Annotated in this window: 4 protein-coding genes and 1 pseudogene; 3 read left to right on the forward strand and 2 right to left on the reverse strand. The window is 73.2% G+C overall.

Translation table 11 applies throughout. The features are described from left to right. Positions 1 to 10 precede the first annotated feature (10 nt). A pseudogene (locus tag LCD33_RS29475) lies at positions 11 to 568 on the reverse strand (cation:dicarboxylate symporter family transporter); the annotation flags it as partial. A gap of 372 nt (positions 569 to 940) precedes the next feature. Between LCD33_RS29475 and LCD33_RS21755 the strand changes: the two are divergent. Together LCD33_RS21755 and LCD33_RS21760 are read left to right on the forward strand one after the other, a co-directional pair. Beyond that, a complete protein-coding gene (locus LCD33_RS21755; protein ID WP_224961360.1) occupies positions 941 to 1,846 on the forward strand; it encodes a LysR family transcriptional regulator in 906 nt (301 codons plus the stop codon). Positions 1,847 to 1,960: 114 nt separating this feature from the next. After that, positions 1,961 to 3,049 (forward strand): tartrate dehydrogenase, encoded by a 1,089-nt coding sequence (locus LCD33_RS21760; protein WP_224967442.1) that lies wholly within the window; start codon positions 1,961 to 1,963, stop codon positions 3,047 to 3,049. Between the two features lie 27 nt (positions 3,050 to 3,076). Here the strand turns inward: LCD33_RS21760 and LCD33_RS21765 are convergent, their stop codons facing one another. Further along, entirely contained in the window at positions 3,077 to 4,648 is a 1,572-nt protein-coding gene (locus LCD33_RS21765; protein WP_224967444.1) for a trypsin-like serine protease, read from the reverse strand. A gap of 213 nt (positions 4,649 to 4,861) precedes the next feature. Between LCD33_RS21765 and LCD33_RS21770 the strand changes: the two genes are divergently transcribed. Next, the gene (locus tag LCD33_RS21770) at positions 4,862 to 5,800 is read left to right on the forward strand and encodes a metallophosphoesterase (RefSeq protein ID WP_224961354.1); all 939 of its coding nucleotides are present in this window, start codon (positions 4,862 to 4,864) and stop codon (positions 5,798 to 5,800) included. Positions 5,801 to 6,137: the final 337 nt, after the last annotated feature.

A 6,137-nucleotide genomic window follows, 5' to 3' on the forward strand; every position in this document is an offset into this window, starting at 1 on the left:
GCAGCGCGGCGATCGTGCCCAGCTGGAAGTAGGTGAGCGCCTTCAACCTGGTGATGCCGACCTTCTTCAGGTCGGCGACGTTGGCGATGCCGCCGATGATGGTGAGGAACACGATCGGCCCGATCAGCATCTTCATCGCCGCGATGAACGTGGTGCCGATCGGCTGCATGGCCTCGCCGAGCTCGGGCCGCCACCACCCGAGGAGCACGCCCACGACGATGGCGATCAGCACGTGCACGTACAACTGCCGGTACCAGGGCTTCGGGGCGGGCTGCGGTGCGGCATGCGTCATTGCACTCTCCTGCACGTCGTTCGGGCGGCGTCCGGGATCAGCCGCGGGGGAGCAGCCGTTCGGCGATGCGCGCCCCGAGCCGTTCCAGCAGCGGTGCGGCGTCGCGCATGCAGCGCGCCGAGTCGGCGTCGAGGTCGGTGATGGTGGGCGCGACGTCGGGACCAGCCGCCGCAGAGTCCGAAGTGGACGGATGATTTCCGGGGTTGCGGCGGCTATCGGAGTGCCGGCGTCCCGGGCCGCGCGAGCGGCACCGGCGGGTTCGTTGCCGCGCGGCATCGGCCGGACCAGCCGTGAGTCGTGCGGCCCCCGCGGGTGCGGCCCGGCGAGCTCGGCCGACCGGGGGAGATCGGGGGCGCGCCCGGTGGGCGCGGCCGACCGTCCGTCGCCGTCGGTGCTCGCGCTGCCGCCGAGCCCACCACCTCGCGGGCGAGGCCGGCGGTGGCGGTCGGCGCGTCGAGCGGCCCCCGGACGAATCGAGCGCGACCAGCACCCGCCCCATGAATCCTCCTCGACCCGGCCGGAACGTGGGAACCACCGTGGCCCGGCCGCCGTCGCGGCGTCCAAGAGTAAGTTGCTACCCGAGCCATAGGTTCACCGAATGAATGCCGCACACGCTGCGACGACGCCCGACCCGGGAGGCCGACCCCGATGGACACCCGGCAGCTGGAGTACTTCCTCGCCGTCGTCGACCACGACGGGTTCGGCCGCGCAGCCCAGGCACTGCACCTCGCGCAGCCGTCGCTGTCGCAGGCCATCGCCGGACTCGAACGCGAACTCGGGGTGCGGCTGTTCCACCGGGTCGGGCGCGGCGTGGTGATCAGCAACGCGGGCCGCGAACTCGTCGGCCCGGCGCGGCAGGTGCTGCGGGACCTGCGGGCCGCGCGCGCCACCGTGGACTCGGTGAAGGGCGTGCTGCGCGGGCGGGTGGAACTCGCCACGATGCCCTCGCCCGGCATCGAACCGCTCGGCGCGCTCACCGCCGAGTTCGCCCGGCGCCACCCCGGCGTCGTCGTCGGTGCCGACGCGGCGTTCACCGCCGACGAGGTGGTGCAGCTGATCAAGCAGGGCGCCTGCGAGCTCGGTCTCGTCGGTGCTCCCGCGCCGCCCCGCGCGCCCGGGGTCGAGGTGATCCCGTTGGAGGAGCAGGGTTTCCTGCTCGTCGGCGCCCCGGAGCACGAGTTCCCCGCCGCGGATCCGGTGCGGCTCGCCGACCTCGCCGACGCGCGGCTGATCGCCTCCCCGCCGGGCAGCCTGATGCGCGGCATCGTCGACGACGCGCTCGCCGGGGGAGTGCCGGTGCGGATCGCCGCCGAAGTGGCGCACCGGACGTCGATCCTGCCGCTGGTGCTGCAAGGCGTGGGCCTCGCCGTGCTGCCCGCCGCGTGGGCGCCGCTGGCCCGGCGCTGCGGGCTGCGCCTCGCCCGCATCGACCACCCGGCCCGGCTGCACGTGGCGCTGCTGAGCCGCACCGCCCCGCTCACCCCGATCGCCGAAGCGTTCCGCGCGGTCGCCCGCGAGCACCGGGCCGCCGACTACCTGGACGAGGCCCGCTGAACGGTGCGGATAGGCCCGGCCTATGCATCGCATCGCCGACGCGTCTTGGACGCGTGCTGCGCCGCCGGGCTTCACTCGGGCCACCACCGCCCGCAGCGACCCCAGGAGTGATCGATGCCAGCAGCACCCGCCGCCCGCACCTTCCGCATCGCCGCCATCCCCGCCGACGGGGTGGGCGAGGAGGTCGTCGCCGCCGGTCGCACCGTGCTCGACGCCCTCGCGGCGGGCTCCGGCGGCGCGTTCGCCTTCGACTGGACCGAATTCCCGTGGGGCTGCGGCTACTACGCCGAGACCGGGCGGATGATGCCCGCGGACGGCCTGGAGCAGCTCCGCGGCTTCGACGCCCTCTACTTCGGCGCCGTCGGCTGGCCGTCGGTGCCCGACCACATCAGCCTGTGGGGGCTGCGGCTCAACATCTGCCAGAACTTCGACCAGTGGGCCAACGTGCGCCCGGTGCGCTTCCACCCCGGCATCACCTCGCCGCTGCGCAAGGCCGACCACACCGAGCTGGACTGGGTGGTGGTGCGGGAGAACAGCGAAGGCGAGTACGCGGGGCTCGGCGGGCGGAACCTCTCCGGCCGCGGACCCGGCAACGAGGTGGCGCTGCAGACCGCGCTGTTCACCGAGCACGGCTGCGAACGCATCATCCGCTTCGCCTTCGACCTCGCCCGGCAGCGCCCGCGCAAGAAGGTGTCGTCGGTGACCAAGAGCAACGCCCAGCAGTACGGCATGGTGCTGTGGGACGAGGTGTTCGAGCGGGTCGCCGCCGACTACCCGGACGTGGAGACCGAGAGCGTGCTCGTCGACGCGATGGCCGCCAAGTTCGTGCTCAAGCCGGAGGACCTGTCGGTGGTGGTGGCCTCCAACCTCAACGCCGACATCCTCTCCGACCTGTGTTCGGCGCTGGCGGGAAGCCTGGGCCTCGCCGCCGGCGCCAACCTGAACCCGGAGCGCCGGTTCCCGTCCATGTTCGAACCGGTGCACGGCTCCGCCCCCGACATCGCCGGGCAGGACCTGGCGAACCCGGCGGGCGCCCTCGGCAGCGCCGCCCTGATGCTCGACCACTTCGGCCTGCCCGCCGAGGCGACCCGCCTCCGCGACGCCATCGACGCCACCGCCGCCGCGGGCATCCGCACCCCCGACGTCGGCGGGACCGCCAAGACCACCGAGATCACCGACGCGGTCGTCGCCGAGCTCGGTTGAGCCGTTCGGTCGGTCCGCTCGCCCCGGTCACTCGCCGGGCGAGCGGGCCGGGGGCGCTGCGGCAGGCAACGCGCAGCCGGGCCGGGACCCGTCCCACCGGGAGCCCTCGGCCAGGCAGGCGGAGATCAGGTGCACCTGCTGGCCGTAGCTGCGGCCCCGCACCGCGGTCACGTCCCCGTTCTCGTCGACCTCGCACGGGTTGTCGTTCGTGCACTGCTCGCCGTCGCGGTTGGAGGTGTTGTTGATGCCGACGATCGTGCGCTCGTCGGGGGACAGCAGCGCCGCGCCGGAATCGCCGGGCCTGCTGGCGCAGGTGTCGCTGGGGGCGTAGCGCACCGGGTCGTCCTGCTGGTAGCCGTCCTCCCGCAGGTGCCGCGGTACCGCCTCCACCGCGCACTCCGGGCGTCCGTCCAGGCGGGACAGGAACATCCGGTCACCGGCGCGCAGCGGGGCGGTGGGCAGCCGGAACACGGTCGCGCCCTCCGCGGCGAGCTGGGCGTAGGTCTTGTCCAGCCGGTACAGGGCGATGTCGGTGCCGGTCATCGTCGCGTACTCCAGCCGGACCGCGCGGGAGGTGGCCAGCGAGTAGCCGGCGGAGTCCTTGATGGTGATCGGTTCCGCCAAGTCGGCGGGCCGGTCCACCACCGCGGACCCGGGCGCGGGCCGTCCGCTCGGCAGGCAGTGGCCGTTGGTCAGCGCCAGCGCCGGATCGTCCGGGCGCGCGGTGGCGGTGCGCACCACCGATCCGTGGCACTCGCCCACCTCGGCCGCGCCCGCCACGTTCGGGACCGGGTCGAACGGGGGCACGTCGGTCCCGGACACGATGCCCTCGATCCAGGCGCGGTTCGCCGCGACATCGGTGTACATGTCGGGGAAGTCGGTGCCCCTGATGCCGGGTCCGATGACCGTCCCGGCCAACGCCCACCCGTCACCGTCGCGGACCAGGGCGGGCCCGCCGGAGTCCGTCATGCCCGGCCCGACGGGCGGCTCGGCCTGACCGATGCACAACGGCGAGGTGCTGCCGTCGTCGTCCCAGCACTCCGCGAGCGGCACGACCCGGGTGTCGGCTTCGCGCAGCGTGCTGGGGTAGCACTCGGGGTCGTCGAAGTCGCCGCAGCCGGCCGCAGTCGCACCCCAGCCGAGGATCCGGACGGGTTCGCCGACTGCGGGCGCGCTGTCCGCGAGCCGGGCGGGCCGGGCCTGCGCGGGATCGCGCAGGTGCAGCAGCGCGATGTCCTCGCCGGGCGGGTCGTAGGAGTTGTGCCGCCGGTAGAACGCGTCGACCTCGGTGACCTCGCCGCCGGTGGTGGTGTCCAGCGATCCGATGCGGACCTGCCAGCCGCGGGGAACGCCCGCCGTCGCCCCGGTCGGCGAGTTGGCGCAGTGGCCCGCGGTCACCGCCCACCGCGGCGCGATGAGCACCGCCCCGCACCGGTGCCCGTCCGGGCGGGGCGGGTCGTACTGGAGCGAGACCATGAACGAGTACGGCTCCGCGGACTCGGTGCCGCCGACGATGGCCGACGCGGGAACCGCGCCCGCCACCGCCGTCGTCAGCGCGAGCCCGCAGAGCAGCGCGAAGGAACGGGTTCGGAGGTGCATGGGCCCCACCGTGTCCCGCGCTCGTCCGCGCCACGTCGTCGTCCCGTCACGGTTTCGTACCAGCCGGCCGCCCGGTCGTTCGCGGGAGAACCGGGAAATCCGGTGATCGCGGCGTGTTCAGAGGCGGTTCACCAGGGGGTCGGCGCGGCTTGGGTCCGGCTCCACGCGGCGGCGGCACGATGTGCCGGACGTACGCCGAGCCGAGGAGCCGCAGTGAAGCCCGACCGCCGTCTGCTGATCGCCCTGGCCGCCACCGGCCTGACCGCCGCCACCGCGATCGCCGCGCCCAGCGCGCTCGCGGGCCCCGGTGCGCGTGCCGCCGAGCTGCCCGACCCGGGCAGCTACGACGCCGCGATCGCCTGGATTCCGGACACCCAGTACTACTCGGAGAGCCACCCCGAGCACTTCGACGCGCAGACCCGGTGGCTCGTCGACAACGCCGCCGAGCGCAAGATCGGCTATGCGACGCACACCGGCGACATCGTGGACGACTCCGATGACGAGGACCAGTGGAAGAACGCCGACGCCAGCATGAAGGTGCTGGACGACGCGAAGTTCCCGTACGGCGTCGTGGAGGGCAACCACGACGTGGACGGGCTCTACGCGGACTACTTCGGTGACGACCGGTTCGCCGGCTCCCCGGTGCGCGGCGAGTCGTTCGAGAACAACCGCCAGCACTACGACCTCGTGGACGTGGCGGGCGAGCAGGTCATGATGCTGTCGCTGACCTGGGACATGCAGGAGGCGGACTTCGCCTGGGCGGAGGACGTCCTCGCCGCGCACCCCGACACCCCGGTGATCATCAGCGTGCACGCGTACCTGGAGACCGACGGCTCCTACAGCGAGCAGGGCCAGGAGATCTTCGATCGGATCGTCGAGCCGCACCGCAACGTGAAGGCCGTGCTGTGCGGGCACAACCACGGCGCCACGCACAACGTGAAGGACCTCGGCGGCGGTCGCACCGTGCCGGAGATCCTCGCCGACTACCAGAGCGCCCCGGAGGGCGGGCTCGGCTACCTGCGGCTGCTGCAGTTCGACGTGGACGCGGGCAAGATGATCGTCGACACCTACTCGCCGTCCGAGGACGACTCGAACTACTTCGACGGCGAGGACGACTTCACCGTGGACGTGGACCTGAAGGCCACCGAGTGATCCGCGCGGGGGCGCCGCGCAGGTGGGCGCCCCCGGCCACGCACCGCGTGCGGGCCGAATTCCCGTGGTCCCGGCGCGCCGCGCGGGGCTAACCTGGGGGCAATCGCGCCGGGCCTGGCCCGCCGAGTCGACCACCCGACGCGTACGGGGCCGCGAAGAACGACTCCCATCGAATCCGCAGCAGCACCGAGGCACCGGTGGACGGAACGGATTTCGCCTGCCGGGTTCGTGTGGGAAGCAGGTAATGACCATGCAAGTGAAGAGCATCTTCGTCTACAGCTCCGGCGGCTGGGGCCGGCACCGGCACCACGGCTGGGGCTGGGGCCACGGCTGGGTC

This window comes from Saccharopolyspora sp. 7B, from assembly GCF_020177435.1.
GTDB lineage: Bacteria > Actinomycetota > Actinomycetes > Mycobacteriales > Pseudonocardiaceae > Saccharopolyspora_C > Saccharopolyspora_C gregorii.